Below are 25,840 nucleotides of genomic sequence, written 5' to 3' on the forward strand. Positions count from 1 at the left end.
CAATTTCCGACCCCAGGGGTTGAGGGATTTGAGAATACGACCGGTCCGGACGTAGCTACAAATCCATCGCCTTGGACTTTGGGAACGGGAGCCACGGGTAACCAGTGGGCTGTTTTTGACAACGGTGTGGGAGCACGCCGATGGACTATTACCTCCTCAGCAGCCAACGTATATGCAGGTACCAATGCCGCTTTTATGAACAATGAAGTCAACATTGGTCAAGGCAACACAGCCCAAGATTATTTAGCAACCCCCAAAGTAACCGTTCCTGCCAATGGAGAATTGCGTTTTTGGACGCGTTCCACGCTATTAGGCACACAGGGTACGGAGTATTTTGTATTAGTAAATCCAACGCCCAATGCTCCTGGTGCACAAACCAATATCGCAGGGTATACCCAAACCGCTGCTTCATATACAGAAGCAACTTTGTCAACCACTTTCAACATTTATCAAGAGAAAGTGATTGATTTATCGCCGTTTGCTGGTCAGGAAGTATATATTGCTTTCATGATGCGTTTTACTCAGCCTACAGGTGCTCCAGGTGGAGACCGTTGGTTGATTGATGCGGTAAGTTTGGTAGAGCGCTGTTTGGTTCCAACCAATTTGACCATCAATAATATCACACAAACCTCCGCACTTTTAGGTTGGAATGGTACTGCTCCCCAGTATGAAGTGGAAGTAGTGCCTGCTACAGGTACGCCTACGGGTTCAGGAGTGTTAGTTACAGGAAATAATTATACTGCCAATGGATTAACGCCCGCTACGGCTTATGTTTACTTTGTTCGTGCCGTTTGTGCACAGAGCAATAGTGCTTGGGTGGGTCCGTTTAACTTTACCACGGCCACGCCAGGACTTACGTGTAACTCAGCTATCGCTGTTCCAGGATTACCTTATAGTACTAATGATACCACGGCCAATTACGCCGACAATACCGATATCAATCAAGGAGGATCGTGTGGTTCAACCACCAACTACATGATTGGTAACGAAGTATTCTATTCCTTCACACCAACCACTACGGGAGCCATCAGCATTTCAATGACCCCTGGGGCTGCCAATTCAGGTATTTTTGTATACCAAGGATGTGCCAATGTGGGAGTGAATTGTATTGCCGGTGTTGCTAATGCAGGCACTACAATACGCGAGATTCCGAGTTTGAATGTAATCGCAGGACAAACCTATATTATCGTATTATCGTCTGCAGCAGGAACTCAGAGTTACAACTATAGCCTGGTTATCCAACAGCTAAATTGTGCACGACCTGAAAACTTAGCGGTTTCTAATATTGGACTCAATGGGGCTTCACTCTCTTGGGGGAATCCTGGAGGAGCGACTTCATGGCAATATGTTGTACAAACCGCAGGTTCAGCTGTTCCTTCTGGAGCGGGAACCACTTCGGCTACCAATATCAACGTTCCTGTAACAGGTTTAAATCCTGATACAGCCTACCAATACTGGGTTCGTGCCGATTGTGGCGACGGAACCTTCAGTGCTTGGGCAGGTCCGTTTACCTTTAATACTTTAGTGCCACCACCAGTCTGTGGAGGAACCTTTACCGATGGTGGAGGGAACGCGGCCAACTATAATAACAATGCCGACCAAACGGTGACTATTTGTCCTCCAACAGGTTCTGGTCAAGTTGTTACGGTAACCTTCACTAGTTTCAACGTAGAGGCTACCAACGACGGTTTGTATGTTTTCAATGGAAACTCAACATCAGCGCCACAAATTGCCAGTCCAAACCCTGCAGGGGGTGTGCCTGGCGGATTAGCAGGAGCGTTTTGGGGGACTACCAGTCCGGGTACGGTAACTTCTTCTAGCCCTGATGGCTGTTTAACATTCCGTTTCCGTAGTAATGGAACGACCACTGCAGCAGGATGGGTAGCTAATGTTACCTGTGCCGCACCACCCGCTTGTCCTGCTCCTTTCTCTTTAGCACCAACCATCGTTTTAGGCACCTCAGCTACGTTCAACTGGACCGCTGGAGGTACTGAAACACAATGGCATATTATCGCAGTACCTTGTGGTTCGCCTGCACCGAATGCAGCTACCACAGGATTCACCGTAGCCAATACCCGTCCTTTTCAATTGACAGGATTATCGGGATTAACGTGTTATGACGTGTATGTTCGTGCGGTATGTTCAGGAACAGAGTTGAGCAATTGGGCAGGCCCTGCTTCCATCACTACGCAAGTAGCTCCTCCAGCATGTGGTGGGGTATTCTCCGATCCAGGAGGAAACGCAAACTATGCTAACAATACTGATTCAACGGTAACTATTTGTCCTGTAAATGCTGGTGATGTAGTAACAGTAACCTTTACCTTATTTGATACCGAGGCCAACTGGGATGGATTGTACGTATTTAATGGACCTACCATAAATTCACCACAAATTGCCAGTGCCAACGGCGCGGGTAATGTTCCTGGTGGTGTACCCGGTTCGTTCTGGGGTACTTTGACAGGAGCGAATTTACCCTCATTTACTTCAACAGACGTAAGTGGATGTTTAACGTTCCGTTTCCGTAGTGATGGTTCCGTAAATGATGTAGGATGGTTAGCTAATGTAGTTTGTGCGCCACCGCCAACATGCCCTAATCCAAATACTTTGGCAGCATCGGCCGTTACCTCAAATAGTGCTACTTTAGCGTGGACAAACCCTAATACCGCAACAACTTGGAATGTCATTGCACTTCCTTGTGGTTCCCCAGCACCAACAGCTGCTACTACAGGATTTACAGTAACTACCACTAACCCTCATGTGTTTACAGGATTAACACCTGATACTTGTTATGATTTATACGTACAAGCGGTTTGTGGTCCTGGCGACTTAAGTAACTGGATTGGGCCACGCTCAATCACTACACAAATTGCACCACCGCAATGTGGTGGAATATTTACCGACCCTGCGGGTGCTACAGCCAACTATGCTAATGGAACGGATTACACGGTTACGATTTGCCCCACTATTCCTGGGGAACAAGTAACAGTAACTTTTACTGAATTTAATACCGAAGCCAACTGGGATGGTCTGTATGTTTTTGATGGTAACTCAATTGCAGCACAGCAATTAGCAAGCACCAATGGAGGAGGGAATGTCCCAGGAGGATTACCCGGTTCTTACTGGGGTAACTTAACAGGGGCTAATTTACCAGGTCCGTTTACCGCATCAAGCGCCAATGGATGTTTAACGTTCCGTTTCCGTAGTGATGGCTCCGTGAATGCTCCTGGATGGATCGCGAATGTAACATGTGCTCCTCCGCCAACTTGTCCAAAACCTTCCAATGTAATTGTAAGCAATGCTACCACCACTACAGCACAAATTTCATGGACCGAGATTGGAACTGCTACGCAATGGGAAGTATTGATTTTACCAGCAGGCTCCCCTGTTCCAACGGCTGCATCAACAGGAGTTGTTACAAGTTCCAATCCCTATACAGCGACAGGTTTAAATCCAGCTACACAATATGTAGTTTATGTACGATCTTTATGTTCGCTTACAGATATCAGTTTGTGGTCTAATGTAAGAGCCTTCAATACCGTTATCGCTAATGATGAGTGTATTAATGCCACAGTTACACCCGTAAATATCAACAACACATGTACTGTATTTTCGAGTGGAAGTTTGATTGGTGCTACGGCTTCAGCGCAACCCAATACGTGTGGAGGCACCGATGATGATGATGTTTGGTTTAGCTTTACAGCGACTAGTACAACACATACGATCAACTTAAATAACATTACAGGCGGAACCACCGATTTGTTTCATGTGTTGTATTCGGGTTCTTGTGGTGCTTTAACACAAATTTATTGTAGCGATCCAAATAATAGTATTGCCAATAACTTGACCCCGGGGCAAACCTATTTTGTGCGTGTTTATTCATGGACAGCGACCCCGAATCAAACGTCAAGCTTCCAAGTATGTATAGGAACACCAACCCCACCTCCAAGTTGTATTACCAATACACCGGCAGGAAATACTTGTGCTGTAGCAACTCCTATTTGTAACTTGAATGGATATTGTGGTAACACTTCTGCCTCTTATACTTCAGATTCATGGCCGGAATTAACGGCAGAATTTTGTGGGTCTTTGGAGAATAACTCCTTTTTATCATTTGTAGCTTCAGAAACTACGATTTCATTTGATGTTTGGGTTACCAGTAGTGAAGATAATAATGGTATTCAGATAATGGTATTCGGAGCCGCAAACTGTGGTTCTGGACCTGTAACTGAGTACACCTGTTGGAGTCCAGGAAATGTTCCTGCTGGGTCAACAAATATTTCCGCAACAGGATTAACAGTAGGACAAACCTACTATATCATGATTGATGGTTTTGCGGGTGACGTTTGTGATTATGTCATCGCTTCAAACTCGGGGATTCAAGCTCCAGTTCAAATTACAACCTCAACCAATACCACAACACCAACCATCTGTTTGGGTCAAACCGCGACTTTAAATGCTTCAGGTGGAAACGGAGTGTTTTCATGGACAACTTCGTCAGGAAGTTTAAGTGCTCCTTCGGGAACATCGATTGTATTTACACCTCCAGGAGTAGGAACATTTAATATTACAGCTACCTCAACAGCAGGAAATGTTAACTGTCCTCAATCAGCATCAAGCACGCAAACAATTACCGTAGTTGATTTCTTTGTGCCAAATTTCGACCCGGTGTCTAACTTCTGTGCTGGAACAACTGCTCCGACATTGCCTACTACATCTACTAATGGTGTAACAGGAACTTGGTCACCTGCTGTAGTAAGCAACGTAGAGGGATCCACAACCTATACCTTTACACCCGATGTAACATTTTGTGCCAACCCAACAACGCTCTCTATCACGGTAGATCCTGGAATCATACCAACATTTGTGACTCCAGCTCCAATATGTCCAGGTTCACCAGCTCCCGTTTTACCAACCACTTCTGGAAATGGTATTACTGGAACTTGGAATCCAGCTACGGTTAGTAATACGGCCACTGGTACATACGAATTCACACCCGATCCAGGGCAATGTGCTTCCAATGTAACGTTGACCGTTACGGTTTTACCAAGTTGTGATTTTGGTAGTTATGCTAACGCAGTTTGGTTGACCAATTGCGAAACGTCTAATTTCTTTAATACGCAAGGAACAGGAACCGATATTATTGGTCCAGCGCAAAACGTTTTCCCAAATAGCGATTTAGGAACGTATGTTCAAAACTCAGGATCATTAAAATTACGTGGGGCTGAAGTAAAAACCTTCAAGTCCGCTACAGCAAATGTTTGTAGTGCTCGTTTATTCTATCGAATTTATCCTGTGGCAGGTACCCCTGGGACCTTTACCTCAATCGATTTACCATTCTTTGATGATTGTACTATTGATAGTGACTCCAATGGTTCGGTGGATACTTTCCCAACAGGAGGCCCTTGTAACGTTCGCGACCAAAAATGGCAACGCGTATTGAGTGATGCACAGTCTCCAATAGATCTTACAACTTTACCTCCAGGGGATTACAATGTTGAAGTGTATTATGAATTAACAGGAGATGTTAACTCACCATCACAATGCGACGATACACAATTGATTAATAATGGAGGGGCAAACTTTATTGCCACGTATACCATTCAATCACAACCAGTATATGCGAGTACAAATCCCACAACGTGTGGAGGAAGTGATGGAACCATTACTATTTCAGGTTTGGCGCCTAGTACATCATATAATGTCGGATATACCTTTGCGTTACCTAATCCACCTACATCCTACACTTCTGACAATTCAGGGGTAATTGTAATTACAGGTTTAACAGCAGGTACTTATTCTAATTTCGTAGTGAGTGTGAATGGATGTTTTTTACCAAATGCTACTCCAATTGTATTGGTTAATCCTACTCCTCCTTCTGTAACTTTGAGCAACGTAACAGTTTGTGCTACAAGCCCAGCAACCGTTACTGCTATTCCTTCAGGAAACAGTACGTACTCTTATGTTTGGACTGTTCCCACAGGAGCTACAGACCCAGGTAATGTGAGCACATTTGATGCTACAATCTCTGGTACATATACCGTTACAATTACTGACACGGTAACAAATTGTGCCGGCAATACCGCCACAGCACAAGTGACTATAAATCCAGTTCAAACGCCATTGTTTGATCCTATTGCAGCCTTGTGTTTGAATGCAACCGCTCCAGTGTTACCGTCTACTTCTACTAATGGAATTAACGGCACATGGAATCCAGCTTCGATCGATACAAGTGTAGCGGGTCAGGTGGTTTATGAATTTACACCCGATACAGGGCAATGTGCAGCGACTATTACCATTACTGTAGTTGTAAATAGTACGCCAACTCCAGTAGTTTCGATAACACAACAAGCAACGTGTGCAACACCTACAGGAACAATTACGGTAACTTCTCCAGTTTCTAGTACAGGAACCGTTGCCAACGATTTGTTTATTTCTGAAGTAACCGACTCAAATGCGGGTTCATTATCATATGTTGAATTGTATAATGCGACAGTGAATACAATTAATTTAGGTACTTATTCAATTCAAACGGCAAGCAATGGAAATACTACTTATGGATTTAGTTTGCCTTTGAATAATGTGAATTTAGCACCAGGCGCAACCTATGTTATTGCTTTAGGAAACGATAACTTCTGTCCCTCTACACCAGGCGCTGACGGTTCTTTAGCAGCTCAAACAAGCGGGACAGGTTCGGTTAACTTTAGCAATAGTGAACACGATCATATCGGACTTTTCAATGGAACTACTTTAGTGGATAGTTGGGGTGTTTTCGGTTCAGATAACTGGGCACCAACCGCAATTACAGGTCCTCAAGGAGCCTCTTTCCGTAGACTTAATAATGTTACATTACCAAGTACTACTTATAATGATGCCGATTGGACTGTTGTTGATTTTGCAGGGAATGGTGTAGCTAATTGTGGTAATAACGACTACAGTGGTATCGGCAACTTTACTCCAGCTTCTTCAGGTCAATATGAATATGCTGTGGATAATGGGGCGTACCAAGCCAACCCTGTATTTACTGGTTTAACACCTGGACAACATTCAGTAATTGTTCGCGACGTGGTTACGGGATGTGTTTCACAAGTTGTGACAATCACTATCGATACGCCACAATTATTGCCAGCAGTTACGGGAATTACCTATACAAGTCCAGTTTGTGCCAATGCAGTGTCTACATTAACACCCAACACCTCTATTCCTGGATTTACAGCAGGTGGGCAGTATACCGCTGATTCGCCGAACTTAAGTATTGACGGTTCAACGGGTATTATCAATGTTACATCTTCTCAACCGGGAACGTATAATGTTACGTATACAATTACTCAAAATACGACTAACTGTCAAGAGGCAGGAAGTACTACAGTACAAGTCATCATCAATGTACAGCCTACAGTTACGGTATCAAGCGCTACTATCTGTGAAGGTCAAACCGCAACAGTAACAGCAACCCCAGGAGATTCTTCAACGTACTCGTATGCATGGACTGTACCTGCAGGAGTAACCGATCCTGGAAATGTAGCTTCCTTTACTACAACCGTTGCAGGAACATACAGTGTAATTATTACGAATACTAGCACAACTTGTACGAGCAATAGCGCAAGTGGAACAGTAACGGTTAATCCGCTACCAACAGTTACAGTAAATTCAGCTACCGTTTGTCAAGGTCAATCGGCGACTATTATTGCAACGCCAGGCGTTGGAAACACATATAACTATGTTTGGACCGTTCCTTCAGGAGTAACCAACCCCGGAAACGTAAGTAGCTTTACGGCAACAATCGCAGGAACCTATTCGGTAGTAATTACCAATACTGCTACGGGCTGTTCTAGTGCTTCTGCAATCGGAACGCTCACGGTGAATGCTTTACCAACTGTAACCGTAACAGGTGAAACCATCTGTTCAGGCTCAACAGCTGATGTCACTGCAACACCTGGGGCTGCAGGTTCTTATACTTATGTATGGACGGTTCCAGCAGGTGCTACAAACCCAGGAAATACAGCTACTTTCACAACCACTATTGCAGGAACATATAGCGTAACAATTACCGATACTACTACAGGTTGTACCAGTACATCTGCAAGTGGAACGGTCGTGTTTGTTCCTTCATTTAACTTTACTATTGATGCAGGATGTAATGGTGATGAATATGTCTTGGAAGTTCAAGCTATAAATAATACATTTGACATCGGTGGAGCGAGTTTCGACTGGGTATGGGTTAATGGCAGTACTTCAACTCCTGTAGGAGCGAATCAAGCTACCTTTAACGTTACTGATTATTTGAATTCAACAACTCAAGTAGAGGAATTACCACTAACATTTGGAGTCACGGTAACCAATGCTGAAGGCTGTACACAATACAATACAGTTGTGTTAACCTCAATTTATTGTGACATTCAAAAAGGTATTTCACCAAATGGTGACGGGTTAAATGATTTCTTTGACTTGGAACAAAAGAATGTGAAGCAGTTGAGTATCTATAATCGTTATGGAACCATAGTATACACTCGTGCTAACTACACGAATCAATGGTATGGTCAATCGGATAATGATAACGAATTACCTGACGGAACCTACTATTATGTGATTGAGTTCAATAACGGTCAGTCAACCAAAACAGGATGGATTTACATCAATAGAGAAGTGAAATAACAAACAAATAATAAATGAAAAATTTCAAAACGATGAAAAAACTATATTTCCTAACCGCTTTTGCACTGCTTGCCGTTCTCGATGCTAGTGCGCAGCAAGACCCACATTACACCCAATATATGTACAATATGAGTGTAATTAATCCTGCTTACGCTGGATCCAAAGAGAACATGTCTGGAGGTTTATTATACCGCAAGCAGTGGGTTGAAATTGAAGATGCACCCACCACGGGAACCTTCTTTTTACACAGTCCCGTTGGAAAAAATGTGGGGTTAGGTATTTCTGCGATTACCGATAAAATTGGTCCAGTAGAAGAAAACAACATCTACACCGATTTCTCTTATACCTTAAACTTAGGAGGTGAAAGCCGCTTAGCATTTGGACTTAAAGCGGGGGCAACCTTTCATAAAGTTGGGTTGTTTAGTGAGGTATATAATAATGTACCTGACCCAAATGACCCAGCGTTTAGAGAAAACACCAATAGTACTTATTTGAATTTAGGTACTGGTCTTTTCTATTATACGAATAAGTTTTATGTAGCTTTATCTGTACCTAACATGTTGAAATCAAAACACCTTGATTTTAATGGGCGTCAGTTTGGTACCGAGACACAACACTACTTCTTAACGGGGGGGTATGTGTTTGATTTATCTCCATCGGTGAAATTCAAACCTTTTGCCTTAGTGAAAACGGCGTTCCAAGCTCCAGTTTCTTTTGACGTTTCTACCAACTTCTTGTTTAATGATAAATTCGAAATCGGAGCAACGTATCGCAGAGAAGATTCTTTTGGCGCGATGGTAAACTATGCCATTACACCCAACATACGCATCGGGTACGCTTACGATCACATCGTTTCGGATTTAAAAGTGACCACAACTGCTTCGCACGAGGTTATCTTGTTGTTTGACTTGAACTTCCCGAAAAAAGTTTCTCAGTCTCCTCGTTATTTCTAATCTTAAACCTAACTTTCAAAATGAAAAAACTATATATAGCTTTAAGTTTTGCAGCCATCAGTAGTTCTATTTGTGCTCAAAATAAAGACACAAAGACTGCGGATAAACTTTTCAATCGTTATGAATATGTAAAAGCTGCTGAAGAATATCAAAAATTAGTAGATAATGGGAAAGCGGATGGGTATGTTTACAAGCAATTGGCAGATACCTATTTCAACATGTTTAATTCAGCTGAAGCCACCAAGTGGTATGCCAAAGCCGTTGAAACCGATCAGGATGCAGAAACCTATTTCCGTTATGCTCAAATGCTAAAAGCCAACGGCAAATATGAAGAAGCCAATAAGCAAATGAATAAATTTGCAGCTAAAGCACCCAATGATCAACGTGCTAAAGCCTTTAAAGAAAATCCAAACTATGTTCCTCGTATTTTGAGTAAACGTGTAGAATATACAGTTGATAATACTACATTGAGTTCGGATAAATCAGAGTTCGGAGCGGTCTTATACAACAATGAGGTCTATTTTACCAGCGCTCGTAATGGTGCACGAAAAAATTATGGATGGAACGATGAACCATATCTTGATGTTTATAAATCCGTGCGAAGTGACAACGGAACTCTAGCCGAGCCAACATTAGTTACAGAGGTAAACTCAAAATTCCATGATGGTCCTGTAACGATTACAGCCGATGGAAATACAATGTATTTTTCTTCTGATAGTTTCCGTGAAAAATCTTTTCAAAAGGACAAGGCGAATAAACTCAAATTAGGTAGAAATAATTTATATGTTGCCACTAAATCAGGTGATACATGGGGTAATGTTAAATCGTTACCGTTTAATACTAGTGAATTCTCTACTAGTAATCCAAGCGTTTCACGAGATGGTAAAACATTGTATTTTTCATCCGATATGCCCGGCAGCATTGGCGGTGTAGACATCTGGAAAGTTGCTGTTAATGCTGATGGAACATACGGAAAGCCTGAAAATTTAGGGTCAAAAGTAAATACAGAAGGTAACGAAAGTTTCCCATACATCACCGATGATAATTCCACATTGTATTTCGCTTCGAGTGGACGTCAAGGTCTTGGGGGTTATGATGTGTATATGATTGATCTTGCCAAAGGAAGTGAGGCTGTTAATATGGGTAAACCTATCAACACAGAAAAAGACGATTTTGCCTTTACTTTTAACAAAGACAAAAACATTGGATACCTCTCAAGTAACCGTAATGGAAACGATGATATTTTCAGCGCAACCCCAATCTGTGGTGTGGATGTACTTGTGTTAGTTTCTAATGCCAAAACTGGAGAAATTCTTTCCAATGCCAAAGTTTCAATCTTAGACGATAAAAACAATGTCATCGCTACCGAAAATTCTAACGACAAAGGCGAAGTTTCCTATCGTGTAGAATGCGACAAGGCCTATACTATTCAAGCATCAAAAGACGGTTTTGAAGGCAATGCATTCCCAGTTGCTAAAAGCAAAGGACCCAAAGCCGATGTAAAAGCACCGTTGAACCCAATCGAAGTCATTGTAACCGATACCGAAGTGGTCTTGAATCCTATCTACTTCGAGTTTGACAAGAGCAACATCACCCAACAAGGCGCCTTCGAATTGGATAAACTTGTTCAAGTCATGAAAAATAACCCCAATATGGTTATTTTCGCGAAATCACACACCGACCGTCGAGGAGGCGATAAATACAACATGAATTTGTCTGAACGTCGTGCACAAGCTACCGTACAGTACATTATTTCTAAAGGTATCGATGCCGCTCGTATTTCAGGTAAAGGAATGGGTGAAACCGAACCCAAAGTGGCTTGTGACCAATGTACCGAAGCGGAACACGCACAAAACCGTCGTTCTGAATTCCTAATCGTGAAGAAATAACCCACAACAAATTACAATACCAAAAAGACAGCTCGAAAGGCTGTCTTTTTTGTTTTTAACGCAATAAATTAGAATAACTCACCCACAATTATTTATCGTCAGTTAAACGCGCTCAAATCGCTTTAATTGAGCTACAAGACCCAAGGTTTAACGCAAACGTATTTTCAACCCTCAACCTGCAACTTGACACGAGGCTTTAGCCGACTGATGGAGCGTAGCGGAATACACCAGAAACCTACTTCACCACCACACCCCGCTGCCACAAAATCGGCACTTCCTCTGTCGCCCGCTCATTGATTGTATTCTTACGGAAAATAAATTTTTTGTCATACAACGTGTTCCCAATGAAATACGTTACCATAAACTCATTGTTTAACGCCAGTACACTTTGTTCCACCATTTCAATCTTTACCGCCGAAACCGAAGGAACCTTTACATACGCATGCCGTAACAGCGATGTTTTTTTCATCTCTCCATCAATTGTACCAAACGCCTTTGAAACCACCATCACGCTCTCCAAATCATGGTCCGAATCGTTGATCAAAAAAACATACCATACCTTATCCATAAAGTCGTCATTCCACTCCTGAACGGCCGCCATAAATACATTTTCAACTTTCGGAATTACAATATCTGCTTTCATTAAATTATCGCATTTATACCAAGGGTTTACCCATAAAAAAACCGCATTGCTCTCGCGCCGCGGCTCACTATTTTAAATACTCGATTTGAATTGCTCCAAAAAGCGTACATCGTTTTCATAAAACATCCGAATATCACCAATCTGATACAACAACATCGCAATACGCTCAATCCCCATACCAAAGGCAAATCCATTGTATTCCTCTGGATTAATACCGCAGTTTTTCAACACATTCGGGTCTACCATACCACAGCCCATAATTTCCAACCATCCGGTTCCTTTCGTAATGCGGTAATCGGTCTCCGTTTTTAATCCCCAATAAATATCTACCTCAGCACTGGGCTCCGTAAAAGGGAAATACGAGGGACGTAAACGTATCTTCGACTTGCCAAACATCTCTTTGGTGAAGTACAAAAGTGTTTGCTTCAAATCGGCAAACGAAACGTCTTTATCAATATACAAGCCTTCTACCTGGTGAAAAATACAGTGCGAACGCGATGACACCGCCTCATTACGAAACACCCGCCCCGGCGAAATGGTCCGAATCGGCGGCTTGTGACTCTCCATATACCGCACCTGCACCGATGAAGTATGCGTACGCAACAACACATCGGGATTCGTTTGAATGAAAAACGTATCCTGCATGTCCCGCGCCGGATGATATTCGGGCAAATTCAATGCCGTAAAATTATGCCAATCGTCTTCGATTTCAGGGCCTTCCGATACATTAAATCCAATCGTCGAAAAAATATCAATAATCTGATTTTTCACCAACGAAATCGGATGACGCGCACCTACCGCAAAAGGCATCCCCGGACGCGTTAAATCGCCGTATTTCCCTTCGCTATCCGAACCGCTATCCAACGATTCCTGAAGACTACGCACCTTTTCTTCGGCCACAGCTTTCAACGTATTGATCACCTGTCCAAACTCTTTTTTCTGGTCGTTCGGAACGTTTTTGAACTCGTTAAAAAGCGCTTTCAACAAACCCTTACTCCCCAAATACTTAATTCGGAACGCTTCCAACGCCTCTTTATTCTTGTCGTTGAACGCTTTAGCTTCTTCAATATGTTGTTTTATTGTATCAATCATGGTCCTGTAATTCTGCAGCAAAAATAGGATTTTCCCCCCAATTGGGGACACGAATCCGATTTTCGTTTTTAATTTTTTGGAGCTTCAACCCCGCATTTTTTCACAACTCTCCTCCGGTGTTCCGCTTTAGTCCCTCGTTCCTCGGGCGCTGCCGCTTCACCCCGGGCTAGCAACAACGTAGCGCATTTCAAAACACGATTTCTAAAGTCGACCCTAAGTAATCAATCCGTTTTCCAAAAAATAACCCACAACCGCCTCCTTCATTAACAGCGTTTGCTCCCCGGCTTTCAACGCAGGTAAAGCATCTTTGGCTTTGAAATGCGGCCAACCGTCACGGTCAACGTAGTCAAATTCGTAGTAGCCATAAGGCACCAACAAGCGACAAATGGCAATATGCATCAAATTGACTTTGTCGTCTTTTTGAAATTTTTGGTGCACCTTACCCAATTCTTGAATTCCAATAAGGTAAATAATGCCATCCAAATCCAAAGGCTCTCCATCGGTAAAACGATCGGATAATAGTTGAACGACAGCCTCCCAACGGCGTTTTAAGGTTTCGTCTCTAGACAAAATAGGATAGGTATAAAGAATGGTTATTTTTAATCGCGCAAAAATACAACATTACCCACGATTACGGTTGCAATTCACGAATAGATGTACGTTTTACCCATCCCGTTCCCGCATCCGAAAGCCGAACATTTGCCCACTGCGCTGTTTTGGAAAGTACCCAAACCTTGGCACCTTCACGCAGGTTTACTTTCAGCTCACTGCCCATACGGGGTTCGCTCCAAACTTCAGTTCGGTCTTGAAAAACAATCGCACTACGGTCGGAATTCACTTCATTTTTTTGAAAGTAACCCGCAAAAAGACATCCCAAAACCAACAATAACGACAGCGACATCCCTGTAAAATAGCGTCGTTTTTGAACAGGCGAACGCGAAACATAGTAGCCTGCAAAACAACCGAATACCACCAACGCCCATCCAATCGCTACCATTCCCCATAGATCATACGACAGCACTGTGGTAGCTTCGTGCAACATCTTTTCAAAACCCACTTGTGGAAGTTGTGGCAACGTATCTTTACAGCGTTCTTGCACATAACCCAAATTGATTGCAATCGCTTTGTCGGTAGGATCCAACAAACGGGCTTTTTCTAAATGATAAATGGCAGGGGCAATCTGCTGCTGTTGGTAGTAACTAGTACCTAAATTAAAATGTAGTTCCGCCCCCGTTTTTCCTGCCGCTAATTCTTTTTCATAATACGAAATCGCCTCAGCATACTTTCCTTTACGGTAAGCCTTATTTCCCGCATCAAAAGCATCTTGCGCATGACCCACTAGGCAAACCAAAAGCAGCCCCAAAAAAGCAAGGTTTAACTTCATGACAATTGTTTTTCAAGTTCGGTAATCAATCGTATCGCGGTGTCGTAATCATTTTGTATCGCAGTAGCCGAAGATGGGGCAAATCGCGCCATTTCACAGCTTTCAAGAAGTTGTATAAATTCGGCTACAGTTGTGGAGTCAGCCTTCCGCTGTACTAACAATTCTCGAATGGTTTCTTTTTGCATTTCAGTGGTTTCCAACAATAATTTGGCCTTTAAAAAGTTGTGCAACGCCCGTTCCAATGCATCATAAAATGGTCCTTTCGACTGCAAGTAGGTTCCCGCTTCTGAAAGATAGCGTTTTACCAACGCCTTTTTCATTCGTATCGATTTACCTAGGGTATCTGCGTCTGCAGCCGCTTTACGACGACGTACAAAAACAAACAAAGGAATCGCTAAAAAAGGCATAAGTAACAAACTATAAAACAGCGGTGAACCCAAGAAATCTTGACGATCTACTGGAGATAATGCCCCTTCTTTAGGCGATGTTACAAAGGCTTCACGCTCGGTTTTCTGGCGTGCATTACTCGCATAGCCTCCCGCAGGTAATCCCGGGCCGTCGGTAACGGTAATGGTAATTGGAGGACTCGAAATTGTTCGGTATTGTTTACTCCGTAAATCGAAATAGCTAAAGCGTAGGTCTTTTAAAACATAGGCCCCTTTTGCTTGTGGCACTACGGTGTAGCGGTCAGCAATCGAACCCGTCATTCCCGACAGCGGCGTGGTGACGTTTTCTACATGCTCTGGGTCATAAACTTCCCAATTTTCGGGCAATTCTAAACGCGGAATTTGAAATAGCTTTAGGTTTCCTTGACCTGAGACTTTCAATGTCATATCGAGTGATTCGCCAAATTTTAAAGTTGTTTTGGAAGGAACAACAGTAAAGCTAAAGTCTCCCACAGCGCCACTAAACTTCTCAGGTTTGTTGGTTTCAGGCAACGCTTTTACGGTAATGGTCTTCCCCGAGGAGGTCAATCGACGGCTGTCATCCATCGTAATGATTTCACCAAAAATGCTCATGCGCCCCGTGGGAACCCGGCAATCTACCTCCAAAATGTAAGGATCAATCTCAAGACTCCCCGATTTCTGCGGATACAAAACGGCTTTTTTGAGCACTACCGAAAGACAGCGTTTCCCTTTATAAACGGTTTGTTCGGGTTCAAAATTATCGGTCTCTATTTCTTGACTCCAGAAATCATTAAAACGAGGCTTTTGGATATCTCGGGCGTCATTAATATCAGTGTTATAGTTGAAATACAACTTTTGCACTACCGTAATGGGCTCATTAACATACGGATTACTGTTGGACACTTCGGTCACCAAATACATTGGGGAGTTTCGAGCCACAGGAGCCGAATTAGGATCATTGGCGGGGTCAACGGCGGGTGTTACCGTAACTTTGACCGTGTTGCTGCGGTAAATACGGTTGTTGAACTCTATTGCAGCGGGCTTGATCGTGAATGTACCTTTCTTTTCTGCAATCAAAAAGTAGGTGTAGGTTTTATGAAATATCCCTTTCCCATTCATCCATATCTCACGAATGTTTTGTGAGGGTCCAGAAAAAACCGAAAAGCCACTCTCTTCAAAGTCGGGTGCTTCAAAGTTATCGCCATCCACATTCATTGTAAACTCCACACGAAACCGTTCGTTTACAGCTACAGTGGCCTTACTCACGTCGGCTTCAAATTTAACTTGGGCCGATACCGTAAGAGAAATCCATAACAGTACTAAGGTTACAATTCGTTTCATCGTTCAATGACAAAAGGTTACCAATCTTTCTCGGGTTTTCCGGGAGCCGTTTGGGCACTTTTCTCTTTGCGCTTTAATTGGACTTTTTTCTCTTCATTATTGACAGCGTCCAACAAGTTGTCAATGCGTTGTTTATTATTCCCCGAAGGACGCGGTTGCGGGTCGGGTTCTTGATTTTGACCGCTTTTATTTTCGGGCTTGTCTTCTTGACTTTTATTTTTTTGATTCCCTTTAGAATCGTCGGGACGTTGATTCTTTTCTTTCTGCTTGCTCTTATCGTCCTTCTTTTTTCCTCCATCTTCTGGCGGCGGATTTTCTTTGTTCATTTTTTTAGCCAAGGCATAATTGTATCGCGTTTCCTCATCCCGCGGATTATTACGCAACGCATCTTTGTAAGCGCGTTCGGCCAAATCGTATTTTTTTTCCAGCATCAAGGCATTGCCTAAATTGTGAAAGGCTTTATGTTTTTCAGCTTTGGTTTTCGCGTTTTCAGCGGCTTGCAAGAACTTGAATTTGGCCTCACCCCCTTGCTTTTGTTTGTATATTGAGGTGCCTAAATTATAAGAAGCCGCTGCCTTTTTCGGATTTTTTGCTGCCGATTCTCGGTAAAGTGCCTCCGCTTCAGCGTATTTTTTTTCCGAAAAAGCGTCATTCCCTTTTGGTAATTGCGTATCGGCCTCCTGTCCCCATGAGACAAAGGTCACCCATACCAATATCCAACACCAAAAGACGTTATTTCGTTTCATTTTTTTCATTAAATAAATTTAATTTAAGCACCCATGCAGTTCGACGCTCCCGAATCAAAAGATCCAAAAATAAGGCGACAAACGCAAATCCCAAAAACCATTGAAATTGCGATTGATAATCAGCAAGTAATGATTCTCCAAATTCGGTTTTTTCCGAATTGTCGAGTTGTTTTTTCACAAAATCAACGGCTGTTTTTGTCGTGTTCCCATCGACATAGCCTCCGTTTCCAATTTGGGCGACTTCTTCCAAAATTTTTGAATTTCGTTTGGTGCGCACCACTTCATTATTGGAATCGCGAAGGTATTGTACGTTTCCGTTTTCAATCAACTTAATCGGCCCCCCTTGTTCGGTACCAATACCGACCGTTATAATACGCATTTTAACGTCTTTGGCGATCTCGGCCGCCGCGACAGCATTATTGCTATGATCTTCCCCGTCGGAAAGGATGACTAGGATTTTATTGGTTTTGTCTTTTTCGTTAAAATACCGTGTCGCTGCCAATTGAATGGCCAAATCGATGGAGGTTCCTTGTGCCGAAATCATTTCAGGACTCATGCTTTGCAGAAACATTTTGGCCACCCCATAATCAGAAGTCATGGGTAACACAGGAAACGCACTTCCCGAATACGCTATGAGTCCGATGCGGTCACCCGACAAGCGATTGATGAGTTGCGAAACAATTTGTTTGCTTTTTTCCAAACGGTTGGGCGCGACATCATTGGCGAGCATACTTTTGGAAACGTCAATGGCAAAGACCAAATCGACCCCACGGGTTTTCACTTTTTCGGTTGTCGTTCCAATCTTTGGGTTGACCAATGCAATGATGAGCAAAACAATCCCAAACAAGCTTAATCCAAATTTTAACGCGGGCTTAAAGGTAGAACGCTCAGGGCTGAGATAACTGATTTTGTCGGGCAGTCCAAATTCCTGTTGTTTTCGCTGTCTCCAATACCGGTTGTATACCCAAAGTCCCAGAAACACCGGAACGAGTACCAAAGCATAGAAATATAGTTTCTTTTCTAATTCGTACATAAGCTATATAAACGAGCGATAAAGCGTTTGACGCAACCCCACTTCCAACACTAAGAGCACCAAGGCAAGAAGGGCGAAAGGGCGAAATTGTTCCTCATAATCATAATACCGTAATTCTTCAATTTCGGTAGTTTCCATCTGATTGATTTCATCATAAATGGCTTCCAAACGGCTATTACTGGTGGCTCGGAAATACGTTCCACCTGTTTTTTTGGCGATGGACTTCATCAGTTTTTCATCAATTTCCACCTTCATATTTCGATATACCAAAGCCCCATCAGGGGTATAACCTACGGGGAAGGGCGCCATACCGTTGGACCCTAATCCGATGGTATACACCTTGATTCCATATTCTTTCGCCAAATCGGCCGCGGTTTCGGGTTCGATAAATCCAGCATTATTGATTCCGTCCGTCAATAGAATGATTACTCTACTTTTGGCTTTGCTTTCCTTCAATCGGTTGACCGCAGTAGCCAGTCCCATGCCAATTCCGGTTCCATCATCAACGGTTGGGTCGTAATTCAGTTCTTGCAACATTTGTTTTACAATAGCTTTGTCGGTGGTTACGGGAACTTTGGTGTAGGCTTCCCCAGCATAGACCACAATGCCAATGCGATCGTTGGGCCGGTCATCTACAAAACGGTCAGCCACTTTTTTTAAGGCTTCCATACGGTTGGGTTCCAGATCTTTGGCCAACATACTACTCGATAAATCCACCGCCATAACGATGTCAATACCCCGTGTCGTTTTGGTTTGGTTACTCACATCAACGGTTCTTGGACGTGCCAAACCAATAATAATTAGAGCTAAAGCGACCAACCGAAACACCAGTAGATAGGGTTTGAGTAGGACTTTCCAATTGACCAATCCCTCCAAACCTGAAACTGTGGGTAAGGTCAACGTCACCGATTGTTGTTTTCGCGAACGGTAAAGCCATACCCCTACGATCGGCAATAACGCCAAGAGCAACAAAAACTCAGGATGTAAAAAGCTCACCTTATCCATTGAAATTAAATAATTGTAATTTGATAGAACCTTGTATGCGTTCAAGTATTTTCTTTCCAAACGGATCGTCTTCACGGTAGCTTACGGCCACTTGCTGCAACCCACCATTCTGGTTAAACAGCAAAATTTCATAATAGCGTCGGTGTTGTTCGCCGTCTTCGTCTTCCACGGTCATGGTGCCATAAGCGCGAATGCCCTTCACTCCTTCTGCAACTTCAAATGTTCCGTCATTTTTATACAAAATATTACGCGCGCCTTGACTTTCCCAACTTTTGGTAATGCCTTCCAACACTTTGTCGTAATCAATTTGAGTCGTTTCCTTGTCGTAATACGGATTTTTCTCTTGTTTGTAATAATTCGTTCCCACCAACACAAACAAGGGTTCCTGTAACGATCCTTGCGTGAAGGTGCGCATTTCCTTGACGACGGCATACGTGTTTTTTACCCATTTTTCGGAGTCTACGCGGGTAAGTACTTTAGGGGTTTCGAGTTCTACATTAGGGTCACCATACGCACTTGTAATCCATTCGCCTTCATACATTTCCTTTGTGGGATTGCCCAAAATGGCGTCTTTCAAAGTGTCAATCCCAAAATAAGCGATCGACCCGCCAATAAGTACCCCAACGGTTACTACACTGGCGATAGCGATGCGAAGTTGTTTTTGTTTACGAGCTTTCTGTTCTTGTTTTTGACGTGCTAATTCGCGTTGTTGGGCATTCCAAGCCTCCAGTTCATCGGTAACCTCTTCGATTTCGGGAATCGCTTTATTGATGGTAATTATCGTAGTTGCAATGCGGTTTTTATCCGACTCAATCGCTTGAATGTCGGGACGAACTTTGGCAAATTTCACCAAATCCGCTTGGCGTAACACCTGTTCAAGCGTAGCAATAGTCTCGGGCGAAAGTCGTAAATTTTTATTTTGACTCACCAATTCCAAGATGGCAATAAGTTCAGAGGTAGTGCGTTCCATCGCTGGAATTTCGATTTCTTCCTCGAGATAGGTACGAACGATTTCGGTAAGTTCTGAGTAAAAATGTTTCACCTCTCCTTTGGATACCCATTGTGCGGCATCCAAAGCCATGAGTTTTTGCGTTGCTTTTTCAATTGGTTTAACAAGAGGCTCGGGGGTAACCTTTGGACTTATTGTTTTTCGATTGTTTAAAAAGCGATATACTATAAAAACTAAACCGAGTACGCCCACGATTCCCAAAACAATCCGCCACCAATTCCAATCGTTGGAGGAAGGTGCTGCTTCTATGGTTTTGATATCATACATTTTTTGCTTCAAAGTATCCACTTGAACCGCAACCACCTCGACGGTTATTGGTTGGGTGTAAACGTCTTTTTTAGCAATTTTCACCGCGAGTTTGGGAAGAATGTATTGTCCTGAATCAAATTGGGTAAGCCCATATTTTTTTACCAATTCCCAGCGATCGGATTTTTTTAACGTATCAATAGGGTACGATTCCAAAACCTCTAAGGGCCCAAATTGTTGTCCCTTCGGAAATTGTACCCGTGTATTAGGAGCCACTTGTGTGCGAAGCGTAAGCAAGAATTCCGACCCAATTTTTTTGCGTACCGAGTCCATGGAAGCCTCCACGCGCTGCGCACAAGCCGGTCTAAAGAACCCTAGTGTCAAAAGACATCCAACAATCCACTTTTTCATTACGCTCGGGCTTTAAAATAACTTAACAATCGGGTGACATAACTTTCATCCACTCGGGATTGAACGGTCCCCGCGCCACAACGGGAAAACAATTCTTTGAAGCGCGCCATTTTTTCTCGATACTAAGCAGCATACCGTTGCCGAACTAGCGTCGTCCCGGTATCGATGATGGCGATTTGGCCTGTTTCGGCATCGAGGGTTTCTACAATACCTACGTTGGGAAGTTCGGCTTCCCGCGGATCATAAATTCGAAAACCCGTTACATCGTGCTTTTTGCTTGCAATTTTCAACGGTTTTTCATAATCATCGGAACACAAGAAGTCGGAGATTACAAAAACAATCGCTTTTTTCTTTTGGGTAGCCGACAAAAATTGTAAAGCTTGTCCCAAATGTGTGCGTTTGCTTTGGGGTTTAAATTCGATGAGTTCGCGTATAATCCGTAAAACGTGTGATTTTCCTTTTTTGGGCGGGATATACAATTCGATTTGATCCGTAAACAAAATCAAGCCAATTTTATCGTTGTTTTGTGTGGCAGAAAAGGCCAAGGTTGCCGCAATTTCAGTGATGATTTCACGCTTCAAATACTGTTGACTACCAAAGTTTTCCGAACCCGAAACATCCACCATAAGTATCATCGTCAATTCCCGTTCCTCTTCAAAAACTTTGACATAAGGTTCGTTGTATCGCGCGGTTACATTCCAATCAATAGCCCGAACATCATCGCCAAACTGATATTGACGCACTTCTGAGAAGGTCATACCGCGTCCCTTAAACGACGTGTGGTATTCCCCCGAGAACACATGGTCACTCAGACGACGGGTTTTGATTTCGATTTTTCGAACCTTTTTTAAAATTTCTTTGGTATCCATGGATTTGGAGTCGTAAGTCAATGAAGTCGTAAGTCAATCGTTAATAATTATTAAACTGCAAACTGTCACTGCAAACTGTCAATTGATTTAGGGTACTTCGATTTGATTGACAATTTTGTTGATGATGTCGACTGAGGTGATGTTTTCGGCTTCGGCTTCATAGGTTACGCCCACGCGGTGGCGAAGGACATCATGCACAACCGAGCGCACATCCTCAGGGATGACGTAGCCTCGACGTTTGATAAAGGCATAACATTTGGCCGCGGTAGCCAAATTAATACTTCCCCGAGGGGAGGCTCCAAAACTAATTAGAGGTTTAAGACTTTCTAAGCCGTATTTTTCAGGATAACGAGTGGCAAAGATGAGATCTAAAATATATTTTTCAATTTTTTCATCCATATACACTTCCCGAACAGCCTCTTGTGCGCGCAGAATTTGTTCCACCGTAACTACGGGGCGTACCGTTTCATAGGACCCTTTTAAATTTTGACGAATTACCAAACGTTCTTCATCGATTTTGGGGTAGTCAATGACTGTTTTCAACATAAAGCGGTCTACTTGTGCCTCGGGGAGCGGATAGGTTCCTTCTTGTTCAATGGGGTTTTGAGTCGCCAAGACCAAGAACGGTTTGTCTAAGGGAAACGTGGTTTCACCAATGGTCACCTGTTTTTCCTGCATGGCTTCAAGCAAGGCCGATTGGACTTTAGCGGGGGCTCGGTTTATCTCGTCGGCAAGGACGAAATTGGCAAATATGGGCCCTTTTTTGATGGAAAATTCGTTTTGCTTGATGTTGTAAATCATCGTTCCCACCACATCAGCCGGCAGCAAATCGGGTGTAAATTGAATTCGGCTAAACGATCCTTGAACAGCTTTTGACAAGGTATTGATGGCGAGGGTTTTGGCCAAACCGGGCACTCCTTCCAATAAAATATGTCCCTGTCCCAACAAGCCAATCAGTAGGCGCTCGACCATCGTCTTTTGTCCTACAATCACTTTGTTCATTTCCATGGTCAGCAAGTCGATGAAGGCACTTTCCCGCTCAATTTTTTCATTAATTGCTCGGATATCCAAAGCCGTTGAATTTTCTTCCATAAATGCTATTTTTTTGCGAATATAACCTTTAAATTTTAACAATTCAAAATTGAAGATTTAATCCCCAAACCGATGTTAATGATGCGTTAAATGTTCCTTATTTTCCATAGTATTAAGCCAGAATTATGATTTCATTTTACTATTTTTAGACTTTTAAGAAGCTATGAAAAAAACAGTGCTTTCTCCTGTGATTGCAGGAACGATGAATTGGGGCGTGCGGGATAAAAAACTCAACACGGCTGAAATGGCGCATTTGATTCGCGTATGTGTTGACAATCAAATCACCACATTTGACCATGCGGATATATATGGAGGCTATACCACCGAGGCTGAGTTTGGTCAAGCGTTTACGCAAAGTGGGTTGTCGCGTGATCGTATTCAGCTGATTTCTAAATGTGGGATACAACATACCCAAGGCCGATCCAATACGCTGAAACATTATGATTATTCAAAGGATTATATACTTTGGAGTGTCGATAATTCGCTTAAAAACCTGCAGACCGATTACCTAGATGTCTTGTTGTTGCATCGCCCCAGTCCTTTGATGCAGCCCGATGAAATTGCCGAAGCAGTAGAAATACTTCGCGCACAAGGAAAGATTCACGATTTTGGGGTATCCAATTTTACCCCCTTCCAAACCGAGTTAATTCGCCAACGTACAGCGGTTCAATACAACCAAATACAGTTTTCGGCGACTCATTTCCAACCTATGCTGGACGGAAGTTTGGATTATATGCAATTGCATCAAATTACGCCAATGTCTTGGAATCCTTTGGGAACGGTTTTTCGAGAGGACATTGAGCAGACCCGTCGTTTGAAAAAACTGTTGGTGCAATTGGTTGAAAAATATGAAGTAGGTTCAGATACGTTGTTGTTGGCTTGGGTGTTGAAGCATCCCGCGCGCGTTATTCCTGTGGCCGGAACCGTTAATATTGCTAGGATTCAGCAACTGATGAAAGCCGTTGAGTTGCCTTTGACCGATTTGGATTGGTTTGCTATTTGGACGGAAAGTATGGGGAATAAGGTGCCGTAATCAGTATACAGTATACAGTATACAGTGTACAGTGTTCAGTGTACAGTGTACAGTGTTCAGTGTTTAGTGTTTAGTGTTCAGTAATTCAGTTTCATGATTAATAAACGTCTTTTGATTCGAAATTTGCTTGCTCATAATGATGAGAGCAGTTTCTATGATAAAAAAAGACAACTGAACTTGCACACCAAAGAAGGAAAAGCAAAGTTTTTAAAGCACATTTGTGCCTTATCCAATTCCAATCCCTCCAACAATTCGTATATCGTGGTTGGGGTCGAAGACGAGTCGAATGAAATGGTGGGCGATGATTTTTTTGACGACAGTCATATTCAAAACCTAGTCAACGCTTTTTTAGAGAATCCGCCTAAAATTCAATACGAGAACGTTCCTTTTCCCAATTTGCCCAAAGATCGCGTAGTCGGTTTGGTGACCATCCGACCCAAATCCAAACCTTCGTTTTTTAAAAAAGGAATTCATACGATTCCCGCCCAAGCTGCATTTGTTCGTATTGGTAGTAATTCTGTCCCTACTGAAGATAAAATTCCGTATACCAAGTTAAATATTGAGACCGTATTGCGTATCGAAAACAATTCGCGCAACAGCATCGCACATACGTTAGACAGTGTGATTGATTTTGTTAACAACCGCCATCGGGATATGCCGTCTCAGTACCGGGTGTTTCGCGAACTCTTTGTCATTTGTTGGTCAGGTGTGCCCAAAAAAATTCGCAACACCCACTTCCTATCACGGGTAGATATCGAGTTGGTCAACGAGCAAATCAAACTCTTTTATTCGGCGCAAGACGTAGTGACCATCACCTATGACGAAAGCTCTTTTACCATTACAGAATATGTACCGTTGGGGTTGAATGACCAAACGAGTTATTACCCTTTGGAAGCCCAAAAGCTCACTTTTTTTGACAATGGATATTATAAAATAGAAACCACTATGCTTTTTGAACCCCCGCAATACAACCGAAAAATGTTGTATCATATTTTTAATGCGGGATTGGCATTACTTGATAAATTGCAAAAAGGATTGGCGCTTTCCGAAAGGGAATTCCATGATTTGGAATATTTGCCGTACACTCTAATGCTGTGTTACCTTAACGGATTTGAGGAAGCTAAACCCAAACTGATCGAAGCCAAGCCTGTTTTGAAACAGATTCCCCGAGCTGAGGTATACACCAATTTTAAAGAAGCAATGCGGGTGTTGCGGAAAGTAAAATATAATAAAGATTCATGAGTAGAACATTAGTTATCGGAGATATACACGGTGGTTTACGCGCTTTGCATCAAGTGGTTGAACGCGCTTCATTGGGTACCCGTGATACCTTGATTTTTTTGGGCGATTATGTCGACGGCTGGAGTCAGTCGCCAGAGGTATTGGATTATTTAATCGAACTCCAACACCACCACCACTGTATTTTTATTCGGGGTAACCACGATGAATTGGTGTTGAATTGGTTAGAACAACGCAATGAAAATATCGATGAAGGGCAATGGTACAAACACGGAGGAGAGGCTACCGTTTTAGCCTATGAAAAGGTGAATGAAGCGCGAAAAAAAGAACATATCACTTTCCTTAAAGCCCTAAAGAATTTCCATTTAGATGACCAAAATCGATTGTTTGTTCATGCGGGATTTACCAATATGAATGGGATTGCTTATGAGTATTATCCTCGAATGGTGTACTGGGACCGTACGTTATGGGAAATGGCCTTGGCTTTACCCGATACTTTATCACCCGAGAGCGTATTCTATCCAAGGCGATTAACACTTTATTCCGAAATATACATTGGTCATACACCCGTTACCAAAATAGGACAAACGGTTCCCGTGCACAAAGCAGGGGTTTGGAATGTCGATACTGGGGCTGCCTTTACTGGGCCGCTTACCGTTCTAGATGTCGCCACCAAAGCGTTTTGGCAAAGCGAACCTTTGCCGCAGTTGTATCCCAACGAAAAAGGAAGAAATTAACTCGATTTTCCCCGTAGGAGTCAGGAATTTTTATCTTTGTTCCATCAAAAACGCTCAGT

Annotated in this window: 16 protein-coding genes and 1 pseudogene; 6 read left to right on the plus strand and 11 right to left on the minus strand. The window is 42.8% G+C overall.

The genetic code is table 11. The annotated features are described in order from the left end of the window. The first annotated feature begins 78 nt into the window (after positions 1 to 78). The 3 genes from Q0037_RS02710 to Q0037_RS02720 are packed head-to-tail and all read left to right on the plus strand — an operon-like array spanning position 79 to position 11,494. On the plus strand, positions 79 to 8,652 hold the full coding sequence (locus tag Q0037_RS02710; protein WP_297515082.1) for a fibronectin type III domain-containing protein: 8,574 nt from the start codon (positions 79 to 81) through the stop codon (positions 8,650 to 8,652). Positions 8,653 to 8,684: 32 nt separating this feature from the next. Beyond that, complete coding sequence (locus tag Q0037_RS02715; RefSeq protein WP_297515084.1) at positions 8,685 to 9,605, plus strand: type IX secretion system membrane protein PorP/SprF; 921 nt, start codon at positions 8,685 to 8,687, stop codon at positions 9,603 to 9,605. Positions 9,606 to 9,625: 20 nt separating this feature from the next. Continuing rightward, the gene (locus tag Q0037_RS02720; protein ID WP_297515087.1) at positions 9,626 to 11,494 is read left to right on the plus strand and encodes an OmpA family protein; all 1,869 of its coding nucleotides are present in this window, start codon (positions 9,626 to 9,628) and stop codon (positions 11,492 to 11,494) included. 235 nt (positions 11,495 to 11,729) lie between these two features. On the opposite strand, the gene Q0037_RS02725 is transcribed toward Q0037_RS02720, so the two are convergent. From Q0037_RS02725 to Q0037_RS02775, 11 genes and pseudogenes are all read right to left on the minus strand, one after another. Then, positions 11,730 to 12,137 carry a hypothetical protein gene (locus Q0037_RS02725; protein WP_297515090.1) on the minus strand — a complete coding sequence of 136 codons (408 nt, stop codon included), beginning with the start codon at positions 12,135 to 12,137 and terminating at the stop codon, positions 11,730 to 11,732. Between the two features lie 72 nt (positions 12,138 to 12,209). Next, the gene (pheS, locus tag Q0037_RS02730) at positions 12,210 to 13,229 is read right to left on the minus strand and encodes a phenylalanine--tRNA ligase subunit alpha (RefSeq protein WP_297515093.1); all 1,020 of its coding nucleotides are present in this window, start codon (positions 13,227 to 13,229) and stop codon (positions 12,210 to 12,212) included. Positions 13,230 to 13,442: 213 nt separating this feature from the next. Beyond that, on the minus strand, positions 13,443 to 13,799 hold the full coding sequence (locus Q0037_RS02735) for a hypothetical protein (RefSeq protein ID WP_297515095.1): 357 nt from the start codon (positions 13,797 to 13,799) through the stop codon (positions 13,443 to 13,445). 61 nt (positions 13,800 to 13,860) lie between these two features. Next, on the minus strand, positions 13,861 to 14,613 hold the full coding sequence (locus tag Q0037_RS02740) for a tetratricopeptide repeat protein (RefSeq protein WP_297515099.1): 753 nt from the start codon (positions 14,611 to 14,613) through the stop codon (positions 13,861 to 13,863). Next, positions 14,610 to 16,361: a BatD family protein gene (locus Q0037_RS02745; protein ID WP_297515102.1), complete on the minus strand. Its 1,752-nt coding sequence runs from the start codon at positions 16,359 to 16,361 to the stop codon at positions 14,610 to 14,612. The genes Q0037_RS02740 and Q0037_RS02745 overlap by 4 nt, the downstream gene beginning before the upstream one ends. Before the next feature lie 17 nt (positions 16,362 to 16,378). Then, positions 16,379 to 17,107, minus strand: a complete 729-nt coding sequence (locus tag Q0037_RS02750; protein ID WP_297515104.1) for a tetratricopeptide repeat protein — start codon at positions 17,105 to 17,107, stop codon at positions 16,379 to 16,381. Beyond that, positions 17,094 to 18,140, minus strand: coding sequence for a VWA domain-containing protein (locus Q0037_RS02755; protein ID WP_297515108.1), 1,047 nt, complete (start codon positions 18,138 to 18,140; stop codon positions 17,094 to 17,096). Before Q0037_RS02755 ends, Q0037_RS02750 begins: the two co-directional genes overlap by 14 nt. Positions 18,141 to 18,143: 3 nt before the next feature. After that, positions 18,144 to 19,145 (minus strand): VWA domain-containing protein, encoded by a 1,002-nt coding sequence (locus tag Q0037_RS02760; protein WP_297515111.1) that lies wholly within the window; start codon positions 19,143 to 19,145, stop codon positions 18,144 to 18,146. Then, the gene (locus Q0037_RS02765) at positions 19,138 to 20,811 is read right to left on the minus strand and encodes a hypothetical protein (protein ID WP_297515114.1); all 1,674 of its coding nucleotides are present in this window, start codon (positions 20,809 to 20,811) and stop codon (positions 19,138 to 19,140) included. Before Q0037_RS02765 ends, Q0037_RS02760 begins: the two co-directional genes overlap by 8 nt. Then, positions 20,811 to 21,680: pseudogene (locus Q0037_RS02770) on the minus strand (DUF58 domain-containing protein). Before Q0037_RS02770 ends, Q0037_RS02765 begins: the two are co-directional and overlap by 1 nt. A gap of 87 nt (positions 21,681 to 21,767) precedes the next feature. Beyond that, entirely contained in the window at positions 21,768 to 22,772 is a 1,005-nt protein-coding gene (locus Q0037_RS02775) for a MoxR family ATPase (protein WP_297515116.1), read from the minus strand. Positions 22,773 to 22,935: 163 nt separating this feature from the next. Here Q0037_RS02775 and Q0037_RS02780 point away from each other — a divergent pair, with 163 nt between their 5' ends. From Q0037_RS02780 to Q0037_RS02790, 3 genes are all read left to right on the plus strand, one after another. Beyond that, on the plus strand, positions 22,936 to 23,805 hold the full coding sequence (locus Q0037_RS02780) for an aldo/keto reductase family oxidoreductase (protein WP_297515119.1): 870 nt from the start codon (positions 22,936 to 22,938) through the stop codon (positions 23,803 to 23,805). A gap of 93 nt (positions 23,806 to 23,898) precedes the next feature. Next, a complete protein-coding gene (locus Q0037_RS02785) occupies positions 23,899 to 25,047 on the plus strand; it encodes an ATP-binding protein (RefSeq protein WP_297515122.1) in 1,149 nt (382 codons plus the stop codon). Next, positions 25,044 to 25,781: a metallophosphoesterase family protein gene (locus Q0037_RS02790; RefSeq protein WP_297515125.1), complete on the plus strand. Its 738-nt coding sequence runs from the start codon at positions 25,044 to 25,046 to the stop codon at positions 25,779 to 25,781. Before Q0037_RS02785 ends, Q0037_RS02790 begins: the two co-directional genes overlap by 4 nt. The last annotated feature ends 59 nt before the right edge of the window (positions 25,782 to 25,840 follow it).

The organism is Flavobacterium sp. (assembly GCF_027482425.1).
GTDB lineage: Bacteria > Bacteroidota > Bacteroidia > Flavobacteriales > Flavobacteriaceae > Flavobacterium.

Coding starts and splice junctions, on each gene's coding strand:
- Q0037_RS02715 (WP_297515084.1), top strand. CDS start 8,685: ATGAAAAAACTATATTTCCTAACCGCTTTTGCACTGCTTGCCGTTCTC.
- Q0037_RS02720 (WP_297515087.1), top strand. CDS start 9,626: ATGAAAAAACTATATATAGCTTTAAGTTTTGCAGCCATCAGTAGTTCT.
- Q0037_RS02725 (WP_297515090.1), bottom strand. CDS start 12,137: ATGAAAGCAGATATTGTAATTCCGAAAGTTGAAAATGTATTTATGGCG.
- pheS (WP_297515093.1), bottom strand. CDS start 13,229: ATGATTGATACAATAAAACAACATATTGAAGAAGCTAAAGCGTTCAAC.
- Q0037_RS02740 (WP_297515099.1), bottom strand. CDS start 14,613: ATGAAGTTAAACCTTGCTTTTTTGGGGCTGCTTTTGGTTTGCCTAGTG.
- Q0037_RS02745 (WP_297515102.1), bottom strand. CDS start 16,361: ATGAAACGAATTGTAACCTTAGTACTGTTATGGATTTCTCTTACGGTA.
- Q0037_RS02750 (WP_297515104.1), bottom strand. CDS start 17,107: ATGAAACGAAATAACGTCTTTTGGTGTTGGATATTGGTATGGGTGACC.
- Q0037_RS02755 (WP_297515108.1), bottom strand. CDS start 18,140: ATGTACGAATTAGAAAAGAAACTATATTTCTATGCTTTGGTACTCGTT.
- Q0037_RS02760 (WP_297515111.1), bottom strand. CDS start 19,145: ATGGATAAGGTGAGCTTTTTACATCCTGAGTTTTTGTTGCTCTTGGCG.
- Q0037_RS02765 (WP_297515114.1), bottom strand. CDS start 20,811: ATGAAAAAGTGGATTGTTGGATGTCTTTTGACACTAGGGTTCTTTAGA.
- Q0037_RS02775 (WP_297515116.1), bottom strand. CDS start 22,772: ATGGAAGAAAATTCAACGGCTTTGGATATCCGAGCAATTAATGAAAAA.
- Q0037_RS02780 (WP_297515119.1), top strand. CDS start 22,936: ATGAAAAAAACAGTGCTTTCTCCTGTGATTGCAGGAACGATGAATTGG.
- Q0037_RS02785 (WP_297515122.1), top strand. CDS start 23,899: ATGATTAATAAACGTCTTTTGATTCGAAATTTGCTTGCTCATAATGAT.
- Q0037_RS02790 (WP_297515125.1), top strand. CDS start 25,044: ATGAGTAGAACATTAGTTATCGGAGATATACACGGTGGTTTACGCGCT.